General features: G+C 43.8%; 25 protein-coding genes and 1 pseudogene. 7 read left to right on the top strand and 19 right to left on the bottom strand.

Annotated elements, in window-relative coordinates; translation table 11 throughout:
- The 6 genes and pseudogenes from Q338_RS14730 to pheT form a co-directional block, all read left to right on the top strand.
- Positions 1-279: pseudogene (locus Q338_RS14730) on the top strand (hypothetical protein); the annotation flags it as partial.
- A 15-nt stretch (positions 280-294) separates the two neighbouring features.
- Positions 295-585, top strand: coding sequence for a hypothetical protein (locus Q338_RS01735; RefSeq protein ID WP_034291383.1), 291 nt, complete (start codon positions 295-297; stop codon positions 583-585).
- Between the two features lie 57 nt (positions 586-642).
- Positions 643-1,698, top strand: a complete 1,056-nt coding sequence (gene dcm, locus Q338_RS01730) for a DNA (cytosine-5-)-methyltransferase (RefSeq protein WP_034291381.1) — start codon at positions 643-645, stop codon at positions 1,696-1,698.
- 2 nt (positions 1,699-1,700) lie between these two features.
- Positions 1,701-3,176, top strand: a complete 1,476-nt coding sequence (locus Q338_RS01725) for a hypothetical protein (protein WP_034291379.1) — start codon at positions 1,701-1,703, stop codon at positions 3,174-3,176.
- 23 nt (positions 3,177-3,199) lie between these two features.
- On the top strand, positions 3,200-3,823 hold the full coding sequence (locus Q338_RS01720; protein WP_244773610.1) for a DNA methyltransferase: 624 nt from the start codon (positions 3,200-3,202) through the stop codon (positions 3,821-3,823).
- A gap of 61 nt (positions 3,824-3,884) precedes the next feature.
- A complete protein-coding gene (gene pheT, locus Q338_RS01715) occupies positions 3,885-6,245 on the top strand; it encodes a phenylalanine--tRNA ligase subunit beta (RefSeq protein ID WP_034291376.1) in 2,361 nt (786 codons plus the stop codon).
- A 61-nt stretch (positions 6,246-6,306) separates the two neighbouring features.
- Here the strand turns inward: pheT and Q338_RS01710 are convergent, their stop codons facing one another.
- The 9 genes from Q338_RS01710 to Q338_RS01670 form a co-directional block, all read right to left on the bottom strand.
- Positions 6,307-6,735, bottom strand: a complete 429-nt coding sequence (locus Q338_RS01710) for a molybdenum cofactor biosynthesis protein MoaE (protein WP_051968400.1) — start codon at positions 6,733-6,735, stop codon at positions 6,307-6,309.
- Between the two features lies 1 nt (position 6,736).
- Complete coding sequence (locus tag Q338_RS01705) at positions 6,737-6,982, bottom strand: MoaD/ThiS family protein (protein ID WP_244773608.1); 246 nt, start codon at positions 6,980-6,982, stop codon at positions 6,737-6,739.
- 40 nt (positions 6,983-7,022) lie between these two features.
- Positions 7,023-7,505, bottom strand: a complete 483-nt coding sequence (gene moaC, locus Q338_RS01700) for a cyclic pyranopterin monophosphate synthase MoaC (protein ID WP_034291370.1) — start codon at positions 7,503-7,505, stop codon at positions 7,023-7,025.
- A gap of 19 nt (positions 7,506-7,524) precedes the next feature.
- Positions 7,525-8,127, bottom strand: coding sequence for a molybdenum cofactor guanylyltransferase (gene mobA, locus Q338_RS01695; protein ID WP_084693450.1), 603 nt, complete (start codon positions 8,125-8,127; stop codon positions 7,525-7,527).
- Between the two features lie 5 nt (positions 8,128-8,132).
- The gene (moaB, locus tag Q338_RS01690; protein ID WP_034291369.1) at positions 8,133-8,696 is read right to left on the bottom strand and encodes a molybdenum cofactor biosynthesis protein B; all 564 of its coding nucleotides are present in this window, start codon (positions 8,694-8,696) and stop codon (positions 8,133-8,135) included.
- 4 nt (positions 8,697-8,700) lie between these two features.
- Positions 8,701-9,675, bottom strand: coding sequence for a GTP 3',8-cyclase MoaA (moaA, locus tag Q338_RS01685; RefSeq protein WP_034291367.1), 975 nt, complete (start codon positions 9,673-9,675; stop codon positions 8,701-8,703).
- A gap of 123 nt (positions 9,676-9,798) precedes the next feature.
- On the bottom strand, positions 9,799-10,605 hold the full coding sequence (locus Q338_RS01680; RefSeq protein WP_034291365.1) for a DUF1853 family protein: 807 nt from the start codon (positions 10,603-10,605) through the stop codon (positions 9,799-9,801).
- Positions 10,602-11,411, bottom strand: coding sequence for a segregation and condensation protein A (locus Q338_RS01675; RefSeq protein WP_034291364.1), 810 nt, complete (start codon positions 11,409-11,411; stop codon positions 10,602-10,604). The genes Q338_RS01680 and Q338_RS01675 overlap by 4 nt, the downstream gene beginning before the upstream one ends.
- A 161-nt stretch (positions 11,412-11,572) precedes the next feature.
- A complete protein-coding gene (locus tag Q338_RS01670) occupies positions 11,573-12,334 on the bottom strand; it encodes a tRNA threonylcarbamoyladenosine dehydratase (RefSeq protein WP_034291362.1) in 762 nt (253 codons plus the stop codon).
- Positions 12,335-12,421: 87 nt separating this feature from the next.
- Between Q338_RS01670 and Q338_RS01665 the strand changes: the two genes are divergently transcribed.
- Positions 12,422-12,889, top strand: a complete 468-nt coding sequence (locus tag Q338_RS01665) for a universal stress protein (RefSeq protein ID WP_034291360.1) — start codon at positions 12,422-12,424, stop codon at positions 12,887-12,889.
- A gap of 62 nt (positions 12,890-12,951) precedes the next feature.
- On the opposite strand, the gene Q338_RS01660 is transcribed toward Q338_RS01665, so the two are convergent.
- The 10 genes from Q338_RS01660 to Q338_RS01620 all read right to left on the bottom strand — a co-directional run bounded on the left by Q338_RS01660 (position 12,952) and on the right by Q338_RS01620 (position 20,747).
- Positions 12,952-13,572: a 7-carboxy-7-deazaguanine synthase QueE gene (locus Q338_RS01660; protein WP_034291359.1), complete on the bottom strand. Its 621-nt coding sequence runs from the start codon at positions 13,570-13,572 to the stop codon at positions 12,952-12,954.
- Positions 13,569-13,994: a 6-carboxytetrahydropterin synthase QueD gene (gene queD, locus Q338_RS01655; RefSeq protein ID WP_034291357.1), complete on the bottom strand. Its 426-nt coding sequence runs from the start codon at positions 13,992-13,994 to the stop codon at positions 13,569-13,571. The genes Q338_RS01660 and queD overlap by 4 nt, the downstream gene beginning before the upstream one ends.
- Positions 13,995-14,090: 96 nt before the next feature.
- Positions 14,091-14,864: a PIN domain-containing protein gene (locus tag Q338_RS13630; RefSeq protein ID WP_051968399.1), complete on the bottom strand. Its 774-nt coding sequence runs from the start codon at positions 14,862-14,864 to the stop codon at positions 14,091-14,093.
- A gap of 49 nt (positions 14,865-14,913) precedes the next feature.
- A complete protein-coding gene (locus Q338_RS01645) occupies positions 14,914-15,684 on the bottom strand; it encodes a ferredoxin--NADP reductase (RefSeq protein ID WP_034291356.1) in 771 nt (256 codons plus the stop codon).
- 2 nt (positions 15,685-15,686) lie between these two features.
- Positions 15,687-16,586: an acetylglutamate kinase gene (argB, locus tag Q338_RS01640; protein ID WP_034291397.1), complete on the bottom strand. Its 900-nt coding sequence runs from the start codon at positions 16,584-16,586 to the stop codon at positions 15,687-15,689.
- A 90-nt stretch (positions 16,587-16,676) separates the two neighbouring features.
- Entirely contained in the window at positions 16,677-17,870 is a 1,194-nt protein-coding gene (locus Q338_RS01635) for a heme biosynthesis HemY N-terminal domain-containing protein (RefSeq protein ID WP_034291354.1), read from the bottom strand.
- 30 nt (positions 17,871-17,900) lie between these two features.
- Positions 17,901-18,209: a hypothetical protein gene (locus Q338_RS01630; RefSeq protein ID WP_034291352.1), complete on the bottom strand. Its 309-nt coding sequence runs from the start codon at positions 18,207-18,209 to the stop codon at positions 17,901-17,903.
- The gene (locus Q338_RS01625) at positions 18,206-19,843 is read right to left on the bottom strand and encodes a uroporphyrinogen-III C-methyltransferase (RefSeq protein ID WP_051968398.1); all 1,638 of its coding nucleotides are present in this window, start codon (positions 19,841-19,843) and stop codon (positions 18,206-18,208) included. The genes Q338_RS01630 and Q338_RS01625 overlap by 4 nt, the downstream gene beginning before the upstream one ends.
- 39 nt (positions 19,844-19,882) lie before the next feature.
- Positions 19,883-20,035, bottom strand: coding sequence for a hypothetical protein (locus Q338_RS14295; protein WP_156961022.1), 153 nt, complete (start codon positions 20,033-20,035; stop codon positions 19,883-19,885).
- A gap of 1 nt (position 20,036) precedes the next feature.
- Complete coding sequence (locus tag Q338_RS01620; protein ID WP_034291350.1) at positions 20,037-20,747, bottom strand: uroporphyrinogen-III synthase; 711 nt, start codon at positions 20,745-20,747, stop codon at positions 20,037-20,039.
- Between the last annotated feature and the right edge of the window lie 47 nt (positions 20,748-20,794).

Here is a 20,794-nt window from a genome sequence, read left to right as displayed (position 1 = left end):
AAAAAACGCGGTTTTGACTTGGAAGCCACGCACATGACTGACCCTGTTAAAATGGAAAAGTTGTTTGCGATTCTGGCAGTTACATTGGCTTGGGCTTATGTCATTGGGCGTTGGCAACATGCGCTTAATCCAATTAAGCCTAAATCTCATGAACGTTTATCGCAAGGTATTTTTCGTGTTGGTTTAGAGCAGCTTGCCAAAGCTGCCATGTTGATGATGGCAACTTTGGACTATTTTTCAAACCCAAAACAGGTCGTCCGATTTTTTGTCGTGTACTGAAAGGCAGCCTGAAAAATGAAACGCACCCATTTGCTCATGCTTTGTTACCTTGTAGCGATTGCTGCCCTGTTTGCCCACACTTATTGCGAACGCCAATCTTTGCACCATTTTAATTTTAAAGCAGGATTGGGCGACAATCAGGCAATGGGCGAATGGTGGCTGGCGCGCGCTGAATGGGCTTTTTTAGCAGGTTTATTTAGCGTGATTTTGGCTGGGGCATTCGCACCGTTTCGGAACAAGTGGGAAAATTTGGCGTTGGAAATCAGCACGATTGGCGCTTATGTTTTGATTGCGGTGTTGGTTTGAGTTTTCAGGCTGCCTGAAAATATTTAATATAATCCTTTTTTAAGAGTATTTAATAAAATGCAAGGTATATCTTTGTTTTCTAGTGCTGGAATTGCTGAAACTTATTTAAAAGAATTGGGAATTGATATTCTTGCTGCAAATGAACTAATCCCCGAACGTGCTGATTTATATCGTGCTTTATATCCTGAAACCAATATGGTTACTGGGGATATTTTAGATGAACAAGTTTTTGCAGAATTAATTAAAAGTACACCTAAAACATTAGACTTTTTAATTGCTTCCCCACCTTGTCAAGGTATGAGTATTGCGGGAAAAAATCGCAATATTCAAGATATGCTAGGTGATAAACGCAACCATTTGATATTTAGGGTTATTGAGTTTATTCAAGTAAAAAGTCCAACATTTGTTTTAATTGAAAATGTTCCCCTATTTTTGAAAATTAGGTTACCTTATAAAAATATGTTACAAACAGTAAAAGAAATTTTGCAAGATTTGTTTGGTCATGAATATCATATCCAAGCCCATGTTTTTGATGCAGCAGATTATGGTGTTGCTCAACGTCGTAAACGCGCTATTATTCAAATGAATAAACATTTTACAAAATGGGGACTACCTGAAAAAGAAGTGCAAACTGTTTCTGTTCAACAAGCGATTGGTTTTCTACCCAGTATAGAAGCTGGACAGAAATCTAATGTAAAGTGGCATTTTGCACGAAAACATGATTCTAATCATATTACTTGGTTAAAACATACACCTACAGGAAAATCCGCTTTTGATAATATAGAGCATTATCCCAAAAAGAAAAATGGTGAAAAAATAAAAAGTTACAATACAACATATCATCGTATAGATTGGGATAGTCCTGCTCCTACTATTACGATTCGTAATGACGCCATCAGCTCTCAATTAAATGTACATCCTGGACGACCATTACCTGATGGTACATATTCGGATGCGAGAGTGTTAACCCCATTGGAATTAATGCTTTTAACTTCGCTACCAATTGATTGGCATATTCCTGATAATACGCCAGAATTACTGATAAGGCGCTGTATAGGAGAATGTATTCCACCTTTATTAATTAAAAAAATTGTCGCACAAATAGGAAAATAAATATGAAAACTGAACGTTCAGGTTGGGTAATAGACAAAGGTCTACAAAATTTCAATACATTATGTGAATTGGCTGGTATTTTAAAAGTTAATTCCGATATTTCAGTAGATGACAAAGCAAAATTATCTGAAATATTAGAAAATAAAGGGATATATCGTAGGCGTAGTAGTGGTAAATCATTAGATGCTACAACACATAAAATTAAAGTATTGTCATTTTATATGTTTGGTTATCGTGATATTTATGGGCAGAATAAGCAAAAATTCTTGTTCAGCCCATTGGGTAATCTGTTTTTAAAACATTTGGAGAATGATGAATACATTAAAAAAATCTTTATTACAATGTTATGGGCAATGCCATTCCCACACCCCTATATTGATACTAATGAAAGTATTCAACTTTACCCGATGAGATTATTATTTCAATTATTATCTGATGAAAGATTAGGTAATAAATTGTACTCATTTGAATATGTTTGTTTGATTTCATTTATCAAACAAATCAATCAAAAAAGTTATGATGATTTAGTTCAAGAACTTTTAACTTTAAGGAAATTGTCTGCAACTGAAATTAGTCAAAAATTAACTACAAAGGGTAGGCATGACCATGACTATGTTAATGCAGCACATGAATGGGAATCTTATCTTTCTGCAGCATTAGACAGTGTAGGTGTTCTACAAAAAACTGAAGGTAGTGTAATTTGTCGCTTAAAACATGGTAATACGGAAACATATCGTAAAGTAACATATAGTGAAATTATTATTCCTGAACAACTCCGTCCTTTTGTCCAAAAATTACAAAATGCCTACCCATTTACAGAAAAGCCGCTTAAATCAAATGACCCCGAACGTCTGAAAATTGATGTCATTAAAGAAATTTACAGCTTCTATCCAAAAGAATTATTAGAAGAGATTGGTGAGCTTGAAGATGATACAGCATATGAATTATTGCAATTACCGAAATTAATTGAACAATATGCTGATAACAATGATGGTTTAGAAGCCTATTTATTTGAAGATGTTTTAGAAATGGGCTTTAATTTGTTTTATAACGTAGAAGCTAAAAAAATTGGTGGTGCAGGTAATACAGATTTAGAATGTTTGTATATTACAAAAAAGAAAAAATTTGCGGTAGAAGCCAAATCCACAAAAAACAAATTATCAAGCATCAATGCGGGACGATTAGAAGAACATCAAAATAAAATTCAGGCAGATTATACTATTGTGGTTACACCACGTTATGTGCCTGCTGTCTTATCTGATATTCGCAAGCGTCCGATTGTGATTATTCGCGCCAATACATTTGCAGAATTTTTGTACAATTGTTTGATTAACAGAACACATTTACCCGAAATAGATTTTAAATACTTTGATGAAATCATTGTTAATCATTTAGGCAAAGATATCAGTATGGAAATTTCTAATTTAACCATTGGACAATTTGCAAGTAATACAACAATGGAAGTTCATAGTTCATGATAACAATTTCAAATGAAGATAACATGACATTAATGTCTAGATATCCTGACCAATATTTTGATTTAGCAATTGTAGACCCGCCTTATGGTATTTTGAATAAAACCAAACGCGGGGGAGATTATAAATTCAATATGAAAGAATATTCACAATGGGATATTAAACCAAATCAAGCCTATTTTGATGAATTATTTCGTGTATCCAAAAATCAAATTATTTGGGGTGGAAATTATTTTGGTGAATTATGGTTGAGAAGTGAATACAATAAAGGTTTTATCATTTGGGATAAAAATCAACCCGAAACATTAAATAATTTTGCTATGGCAGAAATGGCATGGTCATCATTAGATAAGCCATCTAAAATTTTTCGGTTTAGTGTACGCAAAAATCGTAATAAAATTCATCCAACACAAAAACCTATTGAATTGTATCAATGGTTGTTAAAAATGTATGCTAAACAAGGTGATAAAATTTTAGATACACATTTAGGAAGTGGGACACTTGCTATTGCGTGCTATATCGCTAAATTAGAATTAACTGCTTGTGAAATTAGTGAAAATTATTTTCAACAAGCGGTTGAGAAAATACAAGCTGATTTACCAGAAGTTTCCATTAGCTACCCACAATCAGGATTGTGTTTAATTAAATAATTTAAAATTTAACATGCAATCTTCATCAATTTAACTTTTAATTTTTAAGATATTACAAATTATGCAATTCCCCTACTCATGGCTCAAAACCCAAGCCAACCCCAATTTAAGTGCCGACCAACTCGCCCACCTGCTCACCATGGCAGGGCTGGAAGTGGAAGAAACCACCCCAGCCGCCCCCGATTTTTCGGGCGTGGTCATTGCCGAAGTCAAAGCGGTGGAAAAACACCCCGATGCCGACCGCCTGAACGTTACCCAAGTGGACGTGGGCAAAGGCGAATTGTTGCAAATCGTTTGCGGTGCGCCCAATGTGCGCGTGGGCATTAAAGTCCCCTGTGCGCTGGACGGTGCGCTGTTGCCCAACGATTTCAAAATCAAGCCCACCAAAATGCGCGGTGTGGTGTCCAACGGCATGCTCTGTTCCGCCAAAGAATTGGGGCTGCCTGAAGACGTGGACGGCTTGCTGATTTTGGACGACAACGCGCCCGTTGGACAAAATGTCCGCGAATTTTTGGATTTGGACGACACCATTTTCACGCTGAAAATCACGCCCAACCGCACCGATTGTTTGAGCATTAAAGGCTTGGCGCGTGAAGTGGCGGCTTTGACGGGTTGCGAAGTGAATTTCCCACAAATTCAATCGGTTCAATCTGAAAGCAAGCGCACACAAGCCGTGCAAATTGACGCGCCCGAAGATTGCGGACGTTTCATTTCGCGCGTGATTGAAAACGTGAACGCGCAAGCCCAATCCCCCAAATGGCTCACGCAACGCCTTGAACGCGCAGGGATTCGCAGCATTTCCGCGCTGGTGGACATCGGCAATTATGTGATGTTGGAAATCGGTCAGCCCATGCACGTTTTTGACGCGGATAAACTTTCAGGCAGCCTGCACGTTCGCCGCGCCCAAAATGGCGAAACTTTGGCGTGTTTGAATGAAAAAACCGTGATTTTACAAGATAATACATTGGTCATTGCGGACGAGAAACAGGCTTTGTCCATCGCAGGTTTGATGGGCGGTGCGTCCAGCGCGGTTTCCGATGAAACGAAAAATGTGGTTTTGGAAAGTGCGTGGTTCACACCTGAAATCATTTCAGGAAAATCAAGACAATACGGTTTCGGTTCAGACAGTTCCTTCCGTTTTGAACGCGGTGTGGATTACCAATTACAACGAGACGCGATTGAACGCGCCAGCGAATTGATTTTGGCGATTTGTGGCGGTCAAGCTGGCGAAATCGTTGAAGTAAAAGGCATTTTGCCTGAACCTCAAACCGTGTCCATTCGCACCGAGCGTGTGGAAAAAGTGCTGGGCGTGGCGATTGCCAGCGCGCAAATTCAGGCAATTTTGGACAAATTGGGTTTGAATCCTGTCCAAAATGAAAACGGTTTTACCGTTACCGCGCCTTCTTTCCGCTATGATATTGAAAGAAAAGAAGATTTGATTGAAGAAATCGCGCGTGTTTACGGCTACGAAAACATTCCAGACGATTACACTTCGGGCAAATTGGCGATGTTAAGGCTGCCTGAAAACAAAAATCCGCGTTTTGGCGTATCGCAAAAATTGGCAGCGCGTGGTTTTCAGGAAATTGTCAGCTATGCTTTTGTGAATGAGGATTGGGAAAAAGATTTTGCGAATAATCAAGACCCTATCCGTTTGCAGAACCCATTGGCGGCGCAATATTCGGTGATGCGTTCTACACTGATTGGCGGTTTGATTGAGGTTTTGCAAAACAATTTGAACCGCAAACAAAACCGTGTGCGCGTGTTTGAAATGGCGCGAACGTTCCGCAAAGAAAACGGTATTTTTGTGCAAAATGAACGACTTGGCGGTTTGGTTTACGGTTCGGTGCTGCCTGAACAATGGGGCGAAAAAGCGCGTGCTGCCGATTTTTACGATGTGAAAGCGGACGTGGAAAGCGTGTTATCTGGACAAAATGTCCAAATTGAATATGTGCGTGCGACACACCCTGCGTTGCACCCCACACGCAGCGCAAATGTGTTGATTGGTGGCAAAAATGTCGGCTTTATCGGCGAATTGCACCCAAAATGGTTGCAAAAATACGATTTGCCCAATGCGCCTTTGTTGTTTGAATTGGACATGGCGGCGGTGTTGGCAAGCGAAAAAACGCGCTATCAGGCGATTTCCAAATTCCAGCCTGTGCGCCGTGATTTGGCGTTTGTGTTGCCTGAAAATGTGGATTTTGCGACTTTGCAAGCGGCTTTGTGGGCAGTGCGTTCGGATTACATTCAAGAGATTGAATTGTTTGATGTTTATCGTGGTGCGGGGCTGCCTGAAAACCACAAATCTTTGGCGGTTAAAATTGTGTTGCAAAGCCATGACGGCACGTTGAATGATGAAACGGTTGAGCCGATTGTGCAGCAACTGATTGAATCAGCAGAGAAAATTGGCGCAAAATTGCGTTAATGTGAAAAACAGGCAGCCTGAAAGGTTTTCAGGCTGCCTGATTTATTTGTAAAACAAAATCTTATAATGCTTCAGGATTCGCCAACCACGCCGCCTGATTGCCCGCATCACTGTAAAACTCCTGTTTCCAAATCGGTACTTCGGCTTTAATTGTATCAATAATAAAACGACACGCCGCAAATGCCGCATCACGATGTCCAGCCGTTACGCCAACCCATACCGCCATATCGCCAATATCCAGCCGCCCCACGCGATGCACGCAAACGGCATTTTCAATTTTAAACTGTTGTTTTGCTTGCTCAATAACCGCATTGCCTTGCGTGTGTGCCAATTCGGGGTAAGTCGTGTAAATCAAATAATCCACGCTTTTGCCATCATTGTGATTGCGTACCCAGCCTTCAAAACAGGTAAACGCGCCACAGTTTGCCGCTTGGGTCAATTGTTCGCGCAGTGCATTGGGGTCAATTTTTTCTTCAGTAATATCAAACATTTTAGCCTCCTGAAACAGGTGGGATAAATGCCACCGTATCATTGTCATTCAAAGGCGTATCCCACGCACAAAAAGCGTGATTAACGGCTGCGCGTAATCTTTCTTTTGGTAAATCAAAAGCGTAGGCAGCCTGCAATTCTGCATACAATTCAGCAGGGGTTTGTGCGTGGGTTTCGTGGATTTCTTGCTCTTTTTGGGCTTGTTCACGCAAAATAGCAAAATACAACACATTGATTTTTTTAAACATATTTTCTTTCATAAAACAATTTCGGACAGCCTGAAAAAATTTAATTTTCCCGATTAAACAATCGTTTGCCACCCGATTTATGCACCAAACGAATCTCGCCAATCACAATATCGTGGCTCAATGCTTTGGTCATGTCGTACACGGTTAGCGCGGCGGCGGATACGGCGGTCAGGGCTTCCATTTCCACGCCTGTTTTGTGGGTTATGCCCACTTCGGCGCGGATTTTTAGGCTGCAATTATCATCTTGATATTCAAGCATTAATTTGCATTTTTCCAACATCATCGGGTGGCACAAGGGAATGATTTGTGCGGTGTTTTTTGCCGCCATAATCCCCGCAATGCGGGCGATTTCGGTAATTGTGCCTTTGGCGGTTTGTCCGTGAGATTGTTGAATCTGTTGATAAATTTCAGGTGGGAAAAACACTCTGCCTTCAGCAATTGCCATGCGTTGCGTGGTGCTTTTGTCGGACACATCAACCATGTGTGTTTGCCCATGTTCATTTAAGTGTGTAATTTGATTCATATAATTCTCTATTTAAATTTCAGGCTGCCTGAAATTGATTTGCCGCCAAAACCGCCTGTTCAAATTCATCTGGCGTATTGAAATTGGACAATTTCGCCCATTCTTTTGGTAAATCAATGGTTTGGTGTGGATTGTGTTTCACAAAATGCTGCACGCGCTTATTACCACTGTCTAACCAATCTTTCAGGCTGCCTGCAACCACCACCGACCAAAATCCCAATAAGGGCAACCATTGCCCATTGTCTTGAAAAATGCTTATCCCTTGTTCAAAAATGGGATTTTGTGTATGTGGTTTCAGCAGCGCAATCATGTTTTCAGGCAACCACAAAGTATCGCAAGACATCACATAAACCCCTGAAAAACCGTGTTTTTCTGCCAAAATCAGCGCAGACAAAATGGCGGACAAAGCCCCTTGTTTATCAGGCAAATAATCGGCAAGGTAAGTTGCGCCATCGGTATTGGGGAAAATCGTGCCGTCTGAAGCCAACCACACAGGGCGATGAGCAATGGAATCAGCCACTTGTCGTGCAATCAGCGTTTGCCCACGATACAGCAAAAGCGGTTTGGGCGACCCCATGCGCGAACTGCGTCCGCCGCATAAAATCAATAAGGGATTATTCATGAAATTTATTGCTTATCCCACATATTAAACACGCGGGTAAAACCACAACTTTCAATACGCGGGTCGAGTTGTTTTTGAATGATTTTTTCCCAAGCCGTGCGACACGCCCCCATAGAACCTGGTAAACAGAAAATCAGCGTTTTATTCGCAATGCCCGCAATGGCGCGTGATTGAATCGTGGACATACCAATCTCTTCAAACGACACCGCGCGGAACATTTCACCAAAACCGTCAATTTTTTTGTCAAACAACAATTCCACCGCATCAGGCGTTACATCACGTGGAAACATACCCGTACCGCCCGTTACCAAAATCACGTGAATATTGGGGTCGGCAATCGCCACCGATACTTTGGCACGAATGTCATACAATTCATCGCGCACCCAATCACGCGAAAAAACAATGTGTTCGGCAGCCTGAACCGCTTCTGCCAAATAATTGCCGCTACCGTCTTCTTTTGCCGTGCGCGTGTCGGTTACGGTCAAAATATGGAAATTGAGCGGACGAAACGCAGGCGCAGGTTTTTTAAAGGGATTGTCTTTATCGGGATAATGTGTGTTGGTATTCATGGATTTAGCCCCCTGTCATGGATAAATTGGTGATTAAGCCGACTTTTTTGTCGTGCAAATAATGATGTTCGGGTTTGAGCAACATGGTTTCGTGCAAAAATTGAGTTAAGCCCACACGGTCGTCTCGGCGCAAAAAATCGCGCAAATCATACGCCACGCCACCGAATAAACACAAGTGCATTTTGCCCTGCGCGGTTACACGCAAACGATTGCAAGTATTACAAAAATCTTTGCTGTATGGCGCGATAAAACCAATACTTCCTGAAAAATCAGTATGATAATATTCACGCGCAGGTCCATCGTGTTCGTGGCGCGGTTTCAGTTGCCAACCTTGTTGAATCAAATTTTTTTCAATTTGCGTGGCGGAAATGTGTTGTTCGTTGAAAAATGCGGCATTGTCGCCCGTTTGCATGACTTCAATAAAACGCAGGGTAACAGGGCGCGTTTTGATGAAATCCAGCGCATCAGGTAGGGTTTCTTGAATGTGTTCTTTTAATAATAAGCTATTGATTTTAATATTATAAAATCCATCCGCTAAAATTTGCTCCACGTCTGCCACAATATGACGACATTCGTCTTTGCCTGTGATTTGGTAAAAGGTTTCGGGATTGAAACTGTCTATGCTCACGTTCAATTTATCCAAACCTGCGGCGCGATACTGCGGAAACAGCTTACCCAATCTAAATGCGTTGGTGGTCAGCGCGATGTGCTCAATTTCGGGCTGTGCGCGACACATGGCGATAATCTCGGGCAAATCACGGCGCAAAGTCGGCTCACCGCCCGTCAAACGAATTTTGCGCGTGCCATTTTGTGCGAAAACCGCCACCAAAGTCGCTATTTCAGGCAGCGTGAGTTCATTGGGTTTGGCTTTGCCTTGGTAACCGTTGGGCAAGCAATAGGTGCAACGGTAATTGCACAAATCGGTAACCGATAAACGCAAATAACTTAATCGGCGATTAAATGGGTCGGTTAGGTTCATCATAAATTATCCAAAAGATTCAGGCTGCCTGAATCATACTCTGCTTCCCATACCAGATGGAATACGCTGAAAGCAGAGAAAATAAGTCAAAAGAATTAGGTAAGATTCATTACTTTGGCAGTACTATTTTCGTAACATAAATCGTTGAATTTCATGCCAATAACCATCTGGTCGCAATGCTAATTCCGCCACCAAACCATCATCATTCCCCACATCAGCCGCCGTCATTTTCAGGCTACCTGAAACACGTGCAGGTGATAGTAAACCATTTTTAGGCAAGCGATACCAATATTTCTCTTGAAAATCATCATCTTCCCAATCCGAAATTAATCGCCCCACCCAAGTATTCGGCGCAAACACGTCCCCAATTTGCAGGCTGCCTGAATGCGAAAACGCCATGCCACGCACCACGCTCACACGCTGCGCCGTTTGCCATTCGCTGGGCAAATGAGTGTTTAATTGTTGATTTAATTTACTGATTTTATTCAATAAAGTATCAGAATGATTTAAGCCAACCATGTTTTCAGGCTGCCCATCAGTCGCGCTAAAATATTTACACGCCAATTCAATATGATACAAGCGACCATGAATTTCTGCGATAAAATCCAATTCACCAATAGATTGATTTTGCTGATTAAAAAGCTGCACATTGCGCGTCAACAAACGACAATGCGGCGCATTCGCCAACCAAAACGCCAACACATTTTCGGCATATTTCCCCAATAGTGGGTGGGCGCAATCTTCAGGCAGCCTGAAATCAGGATTATCATTTAAATCAATTAAATAGCGAAAACCGTGTTCGCCCACCAAATCGCGCACAGGCAATTCACAGCCCGTTTGCCACAAAGGTGGGGCAAACAAAATACTCGCCAAATCACGCACTTGCGGATTAGTCAATCGCCACCATAGCGCGTCTAATGCAAAATTCATGTTTCCGTCCCCAAATCGTCTTCGCTGGCATGGCTGAATACAAAAATCTCTCCAAAGTCATCATCTTGCCGAAATCGCACCAAACCTTCTTTCACCAATTCCAGCAAGGCAATAAAGCTCACCACCACATGCGCCACGCCCTTATTCACATCAAAAAGTTGACTGAATACAGTCTCGCCATTATTCGCATTTAAATGGCGCAATACTGCCGCCATGCGCTCGCGTACCGACACGGCTTCTTGCACCACTTCATGACTGCGCGTGTGTTGCGCCCGCGACAAAATACCCAACCAAGCCTGTGTTAAATCAATCAGATACACTTCAGGCTGCCGCACCACCATCGCCACTTCCAAAGGCAAATACGCCCACGCAAATTCACGCCCAGCGCGTGGCAATTCGTCCAGACCTTGCGCGGCTAATTTCATTTGTTCATAAGCCAATAATCGGCGTACCAATTCGGCGCGTGGGTCAAATTCATCGTCTTCTTCTGCGTGTTCGGGCGCGGGCAAGAGCAGGCGCGATTTGATTTCAATCAGCACCGCCGCCATCAGCAAATATTCCGCTACTAAATCAAGCTGTTGTGTGTCCATTTGGGCAATATAGCTTAAATATTGCTCGGTGATTTTCACCATTGGAATGTCCAGCACATCAATATTTTGCTTACGAATCAAATACAAAAGTAAATCTAATGGACCTTCAAAACTATGCAAAACCACTTTGAGCGCGTCTGGCGGAATAAACAAATCCTGCGGCACATCGGTTACGGGTTGCCCAAAAATATAGGCAATGGTATTGTTTTTATTCATATTATTTTTTGGAAATTTGGCTTTCAGGCAGCCTGAAAATACACCCAAAACATTTAGCTTACCTGAAATCTGTCCCCTCTCACGCTTGCGGGGGAGGGAACAGGTTTACGGTTATTGCAAAAATTGTCGTGTACTGCGAGGCAGCCTGAAAATTATTTTACCTACTTCACAATATGCTCAATCGCGGCGGTGGCGCAATGCAAACCAAAACTCGCCGTTACCAGCATACTCGCGCCATAGCCCGCACAAGATAAGCCTTGTGGTGCGGTGGTATCCGTGTCGCAGGCTGCCTGAATTTGCGGCGGCGTAATCTGTTCACGCGAAAACACGCACGGCACGCGCATTTTACCATCACGCGCAAAACCGTGTTTTTTCCGCAGCGTGTAGCGCAGATTGGACAAAAGCGGGTCGTGCGTGGTTTGCGACAAATCGGCGGTTTCAATCAGGGCGGGATTGCGCTGTCCGCCTGCGCCACCGCTAATAATAAATGCTTGTTTATGTTTAACAAAATAATTAACCATCGCCACTTTCACGCGCATTTGGTCTATCGCGTCAATCACAAAATCGTAAGGCTGGCTGAATATGTCCGCCAAATTAGTCTCATCAACAAAATCTTCAATTTCAATCACTTGGCAATCAGGATTAATGTGCGCAATCCGTTCCTGCAAAGCGCGAACTTTGGCTTTGCCAAAATCGGGCGTGAGCGCGTGTAACTGTCTGTTTACATTGGAAATGGCAATATTATCCAAATCAATCAGCGTGAGTTTCCCCACCCCACTCCGCGCCAAAGCCTCCACCGCCCACGAACCCACGCCGCCCACACCCACCACACATACATGCGCCTGTCGCAATTTCGCCAAACCCACATCGCCATACAATCGTGCAATGCCCCCAAATCGGCGCAAATATTCGTTTTCGTTCATAAAAATCCTATTTATAAATTGATGAATTTGGATTATACTGCGTTTCGTAAACACAAGTTTACACAAATCCCAAACAGGAGATTTTCTATGTATAAACATTTAGTTGTCGCAGTAGATGGTAGCACCACTTCACTCAACGCGTTGAACCACGCGGCTGGTTTGGCAAAATTAAGTGCCGCTAAATTGACTTTGGTAAACGTCGCCAACCCAACCGAATACATGACGCTGGCACCTGAATTTTTGCAACACGAAAGCTATGAAGCCGCCGCAATTGCCAATGGAAACAGCGTGTTGGAAGAAAGCGCAAATTTGGCAAAACAAGCGGGCGTTGCCGATGTGCAAACGCATTTACTGGTGGCTGTGAAAGGCGCGAAAGACATGGCGCATGAATTAGTAGAATACGCCGCTACACAAAATGCAGATTTGCTGGTTTTGGGAACGCACGGACGCACAGGTTTAATGCACTTGCTGATGGGCAGTTTCGCCGAAACGGTGATGCGCCAAACCACTTTGCCTTTATTGGTGATTCGCAGCAAAGTTGAAGATGAAGTTTAATTTTTTGATTTAATTGATGATTCAGGCAGCCTGTAAACATATTTTCAGGCTGCCTGAATATTTTACTCAATCCCACACAATTTATGTGTCTGAATGCTCAATTGCCAATGCGGTTTGCCCACACGCGCATTCAATTGCCCCAATGCCGTGATGGTCGCCAAAATATTCATCTCGCCATTGATTTCGCACGGCGACAGATAATAGCGTTTTGCGGCAATTTTTTGCTCAATATGTTCACAAAATGCTAAAATTTCATCATTATCCACCACAATTCGCACTTCATCAGCCTGTTTCAGGCAGCGTTTTTCATACGCTTCGGCATACAAACGCTTGGGGCTGGTGGCAATATAATCAATCTGCGGCGGCACATCTTTCAAACCATTGGTTTCAATCGCTAAAAAATAACCCTCTGATTTTAATTGATTCAATAATAATTCAATCTGCGGCTGTATGGTCGGTTCGCCGCCTGTGATGATGATGTTTTTCGCTGAATATTCATGCACTTTTGTCATGATTTGCGTCAAACTCATCGCGCCAAATTCATTGTAATTCGTGTCGCACCAATAGCACGCCAAATTGCATTTGCCAAAACGGATAAACACGCTGGGCATGCCCGTGTTATAGCCTTCGCCTTGCAGCGTTTCAAAAATTTCCACAATGCGGTAAATCGGTTCGCTGCTCATTCGGCATACTCACAATAAGAAGACGGCGTTTCCCACAAACGCACCAAACTCACAGGCAAATTCGCTTCTATTTTCAAGGTGTTGAAAATATGGCGTGTCATTTCTTCGGCGGTGGTGCGTGTGGCAATGCCATAGGTTTTGGAATTTAATTGATTTAATAAATCAGCCACTTGGCTTTCTCGTGCGCTGGTGGTGTCGTAAATAAAGGCGTGGTCCATTTTGTCCAAAATATGCTGTTTCACGATGTCTTTCAAATCAGCAAAATCCATCACCATGCCTTTTTTCGCGCCCTCTTCGTGCAGGCAGCCTGAAACTTCCACCTGCAAAATATAGGTATGCCCATGCAAATTTTGGCATTTGCCATCGTGTCCGTCCAGCATGTGTGCCATGTCAAATGTGAATTGTTTAGCGGTTTTAAACATTGTTTTCCTTATCCACTATATTTTCAGGCTGCCTGAAAATACACAAAACCGTTACCTGATAACACGGTAACGGTTTTATTTTCCTAAAAATAAAAATTACGCTTCTTCAGTTTCCTGATTAAAATGATAGCTCAATAAACCATCATCAATTGCCGTAATCAATTGATTTTCTTCCAAACGCACCACAATTCGCTCCGCCAATTCTGTTTGCAAATCAGGGTTTAAAGTCGGCTCGCTTTGCGAAACATAGCGGCGAATATTGGCCACCAAATTGCGGCGGCGGCGTGGGTGATACGCGTCTTTCGCGCTCATCGCGGTCAAAATATTCGGATAATATTTATCTACCAAATCAATAGATTGCTCTGCTTGCATAACGGTTTCGGCTACGATTTCCGCAACGGGGGCGGCTGGTGCAGCGAGCTTATTCGCTGGTTGCACCAGAGAAGCAAAAGGGGAGCTGTTTACCTCCGCAGGCTGATGGAACGCGTTGATTTCACGAGAACGCTCTTGCAATTCCGCCAAGCTGGATACGCGCAAAATGTGTTTCGCTTGCAAACTTTGCTGAACGTGTTCCACCAACACATCGTAGCCGCTGTCTTGCGACAAAATGCCGATAATCGCATCGCGGTCGTGGTCAATGATTTTACCCAAATAAAAACTCAAGTAAAAATCCAAAGCACTCGGCGCATTGTTATGCACATGAATAAAATGAACTTTTTTACCAAAACGGCACAATGACTCCACCAAGCGCAAAGGCAAAGTTTCCTGTTGCTCCGAACCCAAAAACAACCAAACGTGTACGCTGTCCGCATCTAAACAATCCAAATCGGCAGGTTGCACTTTTTCAAAGTCAATAATTAAATGTTGCATTGTCAATTCCTTATGTTTTAACTCAAAATATTTTATCAGTTATCTGAACTCAAAAACCGTTTTCCATCATAATCTGCCCCGCCACTTTATTGCGGTGCATGGCGTAACCCAAATTCAACAGCGTTTGGAACGTGTCTTGCACCATCGCTGGGTTGCCGCAAATCATAAAGCGGCTGTGTTCACGCGTAAATTGCAGATTAAATGCTTGTTCTAACGCGTGATTTTGGATACTTTCAGGCAGCCTGAAATGCAGATTATCCCCATCATTTTCACGCGTGGTCATCGGCACAAAACGCAGTTTGTGGGCAAATTCGCCAATTAGCGGGTGTTCTGCTAAATCACTTATTTGTTGGTTGAAAATCAAATCGTTATTATACGACACACAATGCGCCAACGCCAATGTTTCAAAACGCTGCCAAATTTCAGGCTGCTGCAAAATAGACAAAAACGGCGCAATCCCCGAACCTGTGGACAACATAATCAAATCACGCCCATCAGGAAAACGCTGCGGCAAGAAAAAGCCTTGTGCGGTTTTATCCAATAAAATCTTATCGTTGGCTTGCAAATTCGCCAAATTCGCCGACATCGCACCGTCTTCTATCAAAACAGCAAAAAACTCCAGTGTGTCCGCATATTCCGCAGATGTGAACGAGTAGGCGCGCCAAATATAACCAGCCCCCTCCCGAAACCCCAACCGCGCAAATTGCCCCGCCGCAAAACGGTAACTTTCAGGGCGCGTAATGGCAAAAGTCATCAATTTGGGCGAATGACGTTTCACCCAAAGCACAGTTTCTTCAGTAAATTTTTCTTGTAAACTCATTTTCAGGCTGCCTGAACGGTGGGATTATCGCCCAAAATCATCGTGCCAATCCCTTCATCGGTGAAAATTTCCAACAGCAACACATTCGGCACGCGCCCATCAATAATATGCACCGCTTTCACGCCATTTTGCGCCGCTTCCAGCGCAGACGAAATTTTTGGTAACATGCCACCTGATAAAGTACCATCTTGTACCATAGAATCAATATCTTGTGGTGTTAAATTAGTCAATAAATTGCCCGATTTGTCCATCACGCCCGTGATATTGGTCATCATCACCAATTTTTCCGCGCCCAATTCTGCTGCTAATCGCCCAGCCACCAAATCCGCATTAATATTAAACGCCTCGCCCTGCTCGCCCACGCCAATCGGCGCGACCACAGGAATGTAACCTGCTGAAACCATTTGTTTAATCAGCGTACAATCCATGCTGGCGATTTCGCCAACTTGTCCAATGTCCACCGATTTTTGTTCAGGCGTGTCCACCGTCAATTTTTTGGCGCGGATAAAATGATTGTCGCGCCCCGTAATGCCGACCGCTTTGCCGCCATGCACATTCAGCAGCGACACAATTTCCTTATTCACTTGACCGCCCAAAACCATTTCCACAATATTCATGGTTTCACCATCGGTTACGCGCATGCCTTGTACAAATTCGCCGATTTTTCCGATTTTTTCAAGCATTTCATTGATTTGGGGCCCACCGCCATGCACAATCACAGGGTTAATACCCACCAATTTCAGCAACACAATGTCTTTAGCAAACCCTTGTTTTAATTCAGGTTCGGTCATCGCATTGCCGCCATATTTAATCACCAAAGTACGCCCCGCAAATCGGCGAATATACGGCAAGGCTTCCGACAAAATCCCCGCTTTAATGTGGGGCAAAATTTCCCTAGACATATCCAGTCCCAAATCCATCAAATCTCAAAAACAGATTTTCAGGCTGCCTGAAAACTTATCCTATTCAGGCAGCCTGAAAACAAAATAGGCTTACTGCGCCATTTCGCCCAACACCAAACGGCGTTGCTCATCGGCAGCACCCACCGCTTGCGTTTCATCAAACACTTTCGCCAATGCCAAACGCGCATGAGCAGTCGGTTTAATACCAATACTGGCTTCCAAATACGTTTGCGCCTTGCCCCAAAGCTGCTTGGTAATCGCCAAATCGCCCAAGCACGACAACAATTCCGCGTCATCGGGTTTGCTTTTCAGCCAGCCATCAGCAATATCAATCGCTTTACGCTGTTCCGTATCGTTCAGATAACGCACGCTATTGGCAAAAACATGCAATAAATCAACATGATGCGTATGCGGGTAATAGCTGCGTACCCATGCCGCCGCTTCCTGATGCAAACCCAAAGCAGCGTATTTTTCCGCAATCACCACACACAAATCGCCAGATTTCATCTCATTTGGAATGCGATTTAACGCCTCTTTCAAAGCTTTCGCATTTGCCGCATTTTCTACCAAACGGCGGTATGCCATACCACGATAGTTCAACACTTCTTCCATTGCCAAATGTGAACCTTTTTGCAATTTATCCACCGTTTCCAAAATTTCCAAAGGATGATTTTTTGCCACCGCCAAACGCAATTGCAAACCCAACACTTCAGGCAAATTTTTGTCCAACTGTGCGGCTGCCGTCAAACTTTCTTCTGCAGAAACATAGTCTTTACGCGCCATCGCGCTTTCCGCTTGCAACAAATAGCGTGGCAATTGCGCTTTGGCTGGCAAATGTGTTTCCATGTCTTTCAAATAGCCATCGCGTTTACCTTGTTCGCCAATGCGGTGATTGGCTTGCGCCGCAATCATCAATGCCAAAACACGATTGTCGCCAGCATGTTGATTAGACAATACTTTTGCTGCTTCTGACGCCGCTTTTTGGTAGCGTCCCTCAAAAAACGCCACACCCGCTTCATTTAAAGATTCCAATGCTTTACGGCTTTTACGGCTGCTGCCAAAACGGCTCATTTTCCCAGGCGTCGCCAAGACACCAAAGATAAATTTGAGCAAAAAATGCAGCATAATCATGGTAATAATCAAACCCACCACAAAAAGCCGCACATTCATGCGTATCATGTAGCTACCGACATGTGCATACACATCACCGGGGAAATGCTGTATCAATAATGCGCAGCCAACCGCCGCCGCAAATAAGATAATAATCCAAATTAGACCTTTCATTCACGGTCTCCCTATTCTGTTGGTGCCGCATTATTCAATATACGGCTCTTTGATAATCAAACGATATGTTGTGTTTTTAGGTGTCTGCACACTGCGTGGCGTGGTTTGAACGCGTTGGGCAGTTTTTGCAGGCTGCCTGAAAATCTGTTTCGGTACTTGTTCCGTTTTTGGGGCAACGCGTACTGTGGGTTTTGCCACAGGTTTTTCCATTACCTTTTTCGCTGGTGCAGGTTTTTCCACCTTTGGCGTTTCCACTTTCGCTTTCACGACAGAGCGTGCCAATGGTTTCGGTGCTTGTTGAACCACCGAGCGAGCCGCTGGCTCACGCAAACGACTCAAGGATTGGACTTTCCCACCGAATCCGCCTTTTTGCTTTCTGATTTTTTCTCATCCGCTTTTTTACTGTCAGACGTTTTGGGTTTGGTATTGGTTTTATCGCTTGATTTATCAGATGATTTATTATCAGATTTGTCTTTATCTGATTTGCTCTCTGATTTATTTTCATCGGTGGTTTTGGCTGCGCTGGCTTCGGAAGCGGCTTTATTGGCAGATAATTTATCTGCTAAAACTTTGGCAGCAGACATACCCGTTGCCCCAGCCAAAGCCGCCGACACTTCAGAAGAGCCGCCACTTGCTGCTTTCACTTCTGATTGTTCAGCAGGTTTTTCAGCCGCTTTTTCCACAGATTTTTCAACAGGTTTATCCGTCGCTTTCACTTCAGAGGCAGGCTGAACCTTCTCTGCCACAGGTGCAGAAGCCACTTTTGCGGTATCAGACGGATTGTCCACGATAGACGGTAAAATCACATCAGAACGCGCTTCAATTTCACGCATAGAAATTGGTTGTTTTTCCGTTTCTGCTTGTGTTTGGTAATTGCGTACCGCCGTTTGGCTGCGACTCAAAGCAGTGTCGGACACAATTTGCAATTGCTGATTATTCAATTCGCTCAAGGTTTTCAGCCATTCTTGCGTGGTGGGGGATTGCGTATCAAAATATTGCTCCACTGTGCGTTTGGCTTCGTCCAAGTTTTTCTTATAAATTTCATTATTGTGCTGCAACAAGGCTAAACGCGCGTCCAGCAAACGCAAACGCAAATTGGCACGCACAAAATAAATTTGTTCGGGCGACAATAACATGGCGTCATTGCTTTCTAATTTGCGAATTTCCACCATACCTTTAACCATGCCCACGGTTTTGTCCCATGTGCGTGTCCAGAAATCAGCGTCATTGGCGGTAGGCACGGATTCATTGTTGGCAGGCTGCAAAGTGCTGTCCACCACCAATGGCAAACTCGCCACGCCTTTTTCCAAGCTGTCCACTTTCAGCGATGTACTGGACACGTCCAAATAATTGCCGCCTTGCGCACGCAAATCGCTCAAATCATCGGCAATTGCTTTTTTGATGGCAATCAATTCGGGTTGGTCAAAGCGTTTCAAACGCTGTTCAATCGTATTCAAAGCCGAAATCGCCACAGGCACATTGCCCGACAGCAATAATTGCTGCGAAGCCACATTCAGGGTAACTTCAATTTCGTCCACCAACCAATTCACGCGCCCTTTGAGTAACTCATTGTAGCTGCGCTGCATATTGGCTAAATGTTGATGGTCTTCATTTTGGTCTTTGGACAAAGCCATCACGCTTTGATTCAATTTTTCTTGTTGCTGCAAGGCTAATTTCAGGCTGTGTGCATTATCTGTTTCACCCAAAGCAGCGTCTTGCAAGGCATTTTGCACGATGGTTTCTTGCTGTTTCAGAACATTGCGCCCCTCCACCCACAAATAACCACTCGCACCCAATGCCAATACGGACAACACCAAAGCACCCGTTGCCGCACCGCGTCCGCCTGAACGCTCTATGACTATGGGTTGTTGTTGTGGATAGGGATTGGCTGCGGTGGGCGTGTTACGCGCAACAGGCGCAGGCTGTGTCATCGGCACTTCCGCTGGTTTATCAAAAGATTGGTTATCGGACATGATATGTTGTACCTATTTCGGGTTGAACAAATGTGCCGCTCACATGCCGTGCAGCAGCCAACGCTGATAGCCGATGGATTCTCCCACAGGAAAACACATCAGCCCAAACAGCATGATTGATAAAAAAATTTTCAAAATCAAAACAAACAGTTTTTCAGGCAGCCTGAAAAAACAGGGTTGTAGTAGGGGCAAATTATACGCTGTATTTATCCAGCCCTTCGGCTAAATTTTTTACCACCCTAACTTGTGCCACACCTTTTTCTTCTAAAGCCGCCGCAATCCGTTCATGATGGGTGAAGTATATCAAGGATTTTAGCGTTTGCGTGAGTATCATCGGCACTTGTTGAAACAAAATATCCACCATTTGCGCCGAAGTTATCCATGCAAAATGGGGGCGTTTATTGCGAAATTCAGTCCAATCAAGGGCTTGCTCTTCGCGGTGATAAATTTCCCAATTGCGCGGCTGAAAACCACGCCATGTTAATTCTTGCGATAAATGCGGACGACTCGCGCCACCATTTACAATTAATACCCGCGCATCGTGCGGCAATTTTGCCCAAATCGGCAATTCCAACACGGCTTCACTGTCGTGTCCATTTTCGGGATACCAAACCCACGCCGCGCCTGATTTTTTCAGGGCTTTGGCGGTGGCAGTGCCTACGGCTATATGCGGTTTCAGGCAGCCTGAAAGGTCTAGCCCAGCCGTTTCCACGGCGGTGGGGCTGACCCAAAACACGGCATCGGATTGTAAAATTAAATCGGGTAATTCGTAAATATTGTCATCATTGGGAACAATATTCAGGGGCGGAAACGGTATCGCTTGCCAACCAAACTGTCGGCAGATTGCCACGTCTTCGGGTAAACGATTGGCAGGGCGAACCAGTAAAATTGTGGTTGGAGCCATTTTGTATCACACCAGCAAAAAAGGGGCATGATACCGCAATTTGTCGC

This window comes from Alysiella crassa DSM 2578 (genome assembly GCF_000745955.1).
Lineage (GTDB): Bacteria > Pseudomonadota > Gammaproteobacteria > Burkholderiales > Neisseriaceae > Simonsiella > Simonsiella crassa.
Note: the sequence above shows the minus strand (reverse complement) of the source record. Positions and strands in the feature narration are given on the sequence as shown.

Coding starts and splice junctions, on each gene's coding strand:
- Q338_RS01665 (WP_034291360.1), top strand. CDS start 12,422: ATGTATAAACATTTAGTTGTCGCAGTAGATGGTAGCACCACTTCACTC.
- pheT (WP_034291376.1), top strand. CDS start 3,885: ATGCAATTCCCCTACTCATGGCTCAAAACCCAAGCCAACCCCAATTTA.
- mobA (WP_084693450.1), bottom strand. CDS start 8,127: ATGAATAATCCCTTATTGATTTTATGCGGCGGACGCAGTTCGCGCATG.
- Q338_RS01705 (WP_244773608.1), bottom strand. CDS start 6,982: ATGTTTAAAAAAATCAATGTGTTGTATTTTGCTATTTTGCGTGAACAA.
- Q338_RS01635 (WP_034291354.1), bottom strand. CDS start 17,870: ATGAAAGGTCTAATTTGGATTATTATCTTATTTGCGGCGGCGGTTGGC.
- Q338_RS01620 (WP_034291350.1), bottom strand. CDS start 20,747: ATGGCTCCAACCACAATTTTACTGGTTCGCCCTGCCAATCGTTTACCC.
- argB (WP_034291397.1), bottom strand. CDS start 16,586: ATGTCTAGGGAAATTTTGCCCCACATTAAAGCGGGGATTTTGTCGGAA.
- Q338_RS13630 (WP_051968399.1), bottom strand. CDS start 14,864: ATGCAACATTTAATTATTGACTTTGAAAAAGTGCAACCTGCCGATTTG.
- Q338_RS01720 (WP_244773610.1), top strand. CDS start 3,200: ATGACATTAATGTCTAGATATCCTGACCAATATTTTGATTTAGCAATT.
- Q338_RS01680 (WP_034291365.1), bottom strand. CDS start 10,605: ATGAATTTTGCATTAGACGCGCTATGGTGGCGATTGACTAATCCGCAA.
- Q338_RS01735 (WP_034291383.1), top strand. CDS start 295: ATGAAACGCACCCATTTGCTCATGCTTTGTTACCTTGTAGCGATTGCT.
- Q338_RS01660 (WP_034291359.1), bottom strand. CDS start 13,572: ATGAGCAGCGAACCGATTTACCGCATTGTGGAAATTTTTGAAACGCTG.
- Q338_RS01670 (WP_034291362.1), bottom strand. CDS start 12,334: ATGAACGAAAACGAATATTTGCGCCGATTTGGGGGCATTGCACGATTG.
- dcm (WP_034291381.1), top strand. CDS start 643: ATGCAAGGTATATCTTTGTTTTCTAGTGCTGGAATTGCTGAAACTTAT.
- moaA (WP_034291367.1), bottom strand. CDS start 9,675: ATGAACCTAACCGACCCATTTAATCGCCGATTAAGTTATTTGCGTTTA.
- Q338_RS01645 (WP_034291356.1), bottom strand. CDS start 15,684: ATGAGTTTACAAGAAAAATTTACTGAAGAAACTGTGCTTTGGGTGAAA.
- queD (WP_034291357.1), bottom strand. CDS start 13,994: ATGTTTAAAACCGCTAAACAATTCACATTTGACATGGCACACATGCTG.
- moaB (WP_034291369.1), bottom strand. CDS start 8,696: ATGAATACCAACACACATTATCCCGATAAAGACAATCCCTTTAAAAAA.
- moaC (WP_034291370.1), bottom strand. CDS start 7,505: ATGAATCAAATTACACACTTAAATGAACATGGGCAAACACACATGGTT.
- Q338_RS01675 (WP_034291364.1), bottom strand. CDS start 11,411: ATGAATAAAAACAATACCATTGCCTATATTTTTGGGCAACCCGTAACC.
- Q338_RS01625 (WP_051968398.1), bottom strand. CDS start 19,843: ATGTCCGATAACCAATCTTTTGATAAACCAGCGGAAGTGCCGATGACA.
- Q338_RS01710 (WP_051968400.1), bottom strand. CDS start 6,735: ATGTTTGATATTACTGAAGAAAAAATTGACCCCAATGCACTGCGCGAA.
- Q338_RS01725 (WP_034291379.1), top strand. CDS start 1,701: ATGAAAACTGAACGTTCAGGTTGGGTAATAGACAAAGGTCTACAAAAT.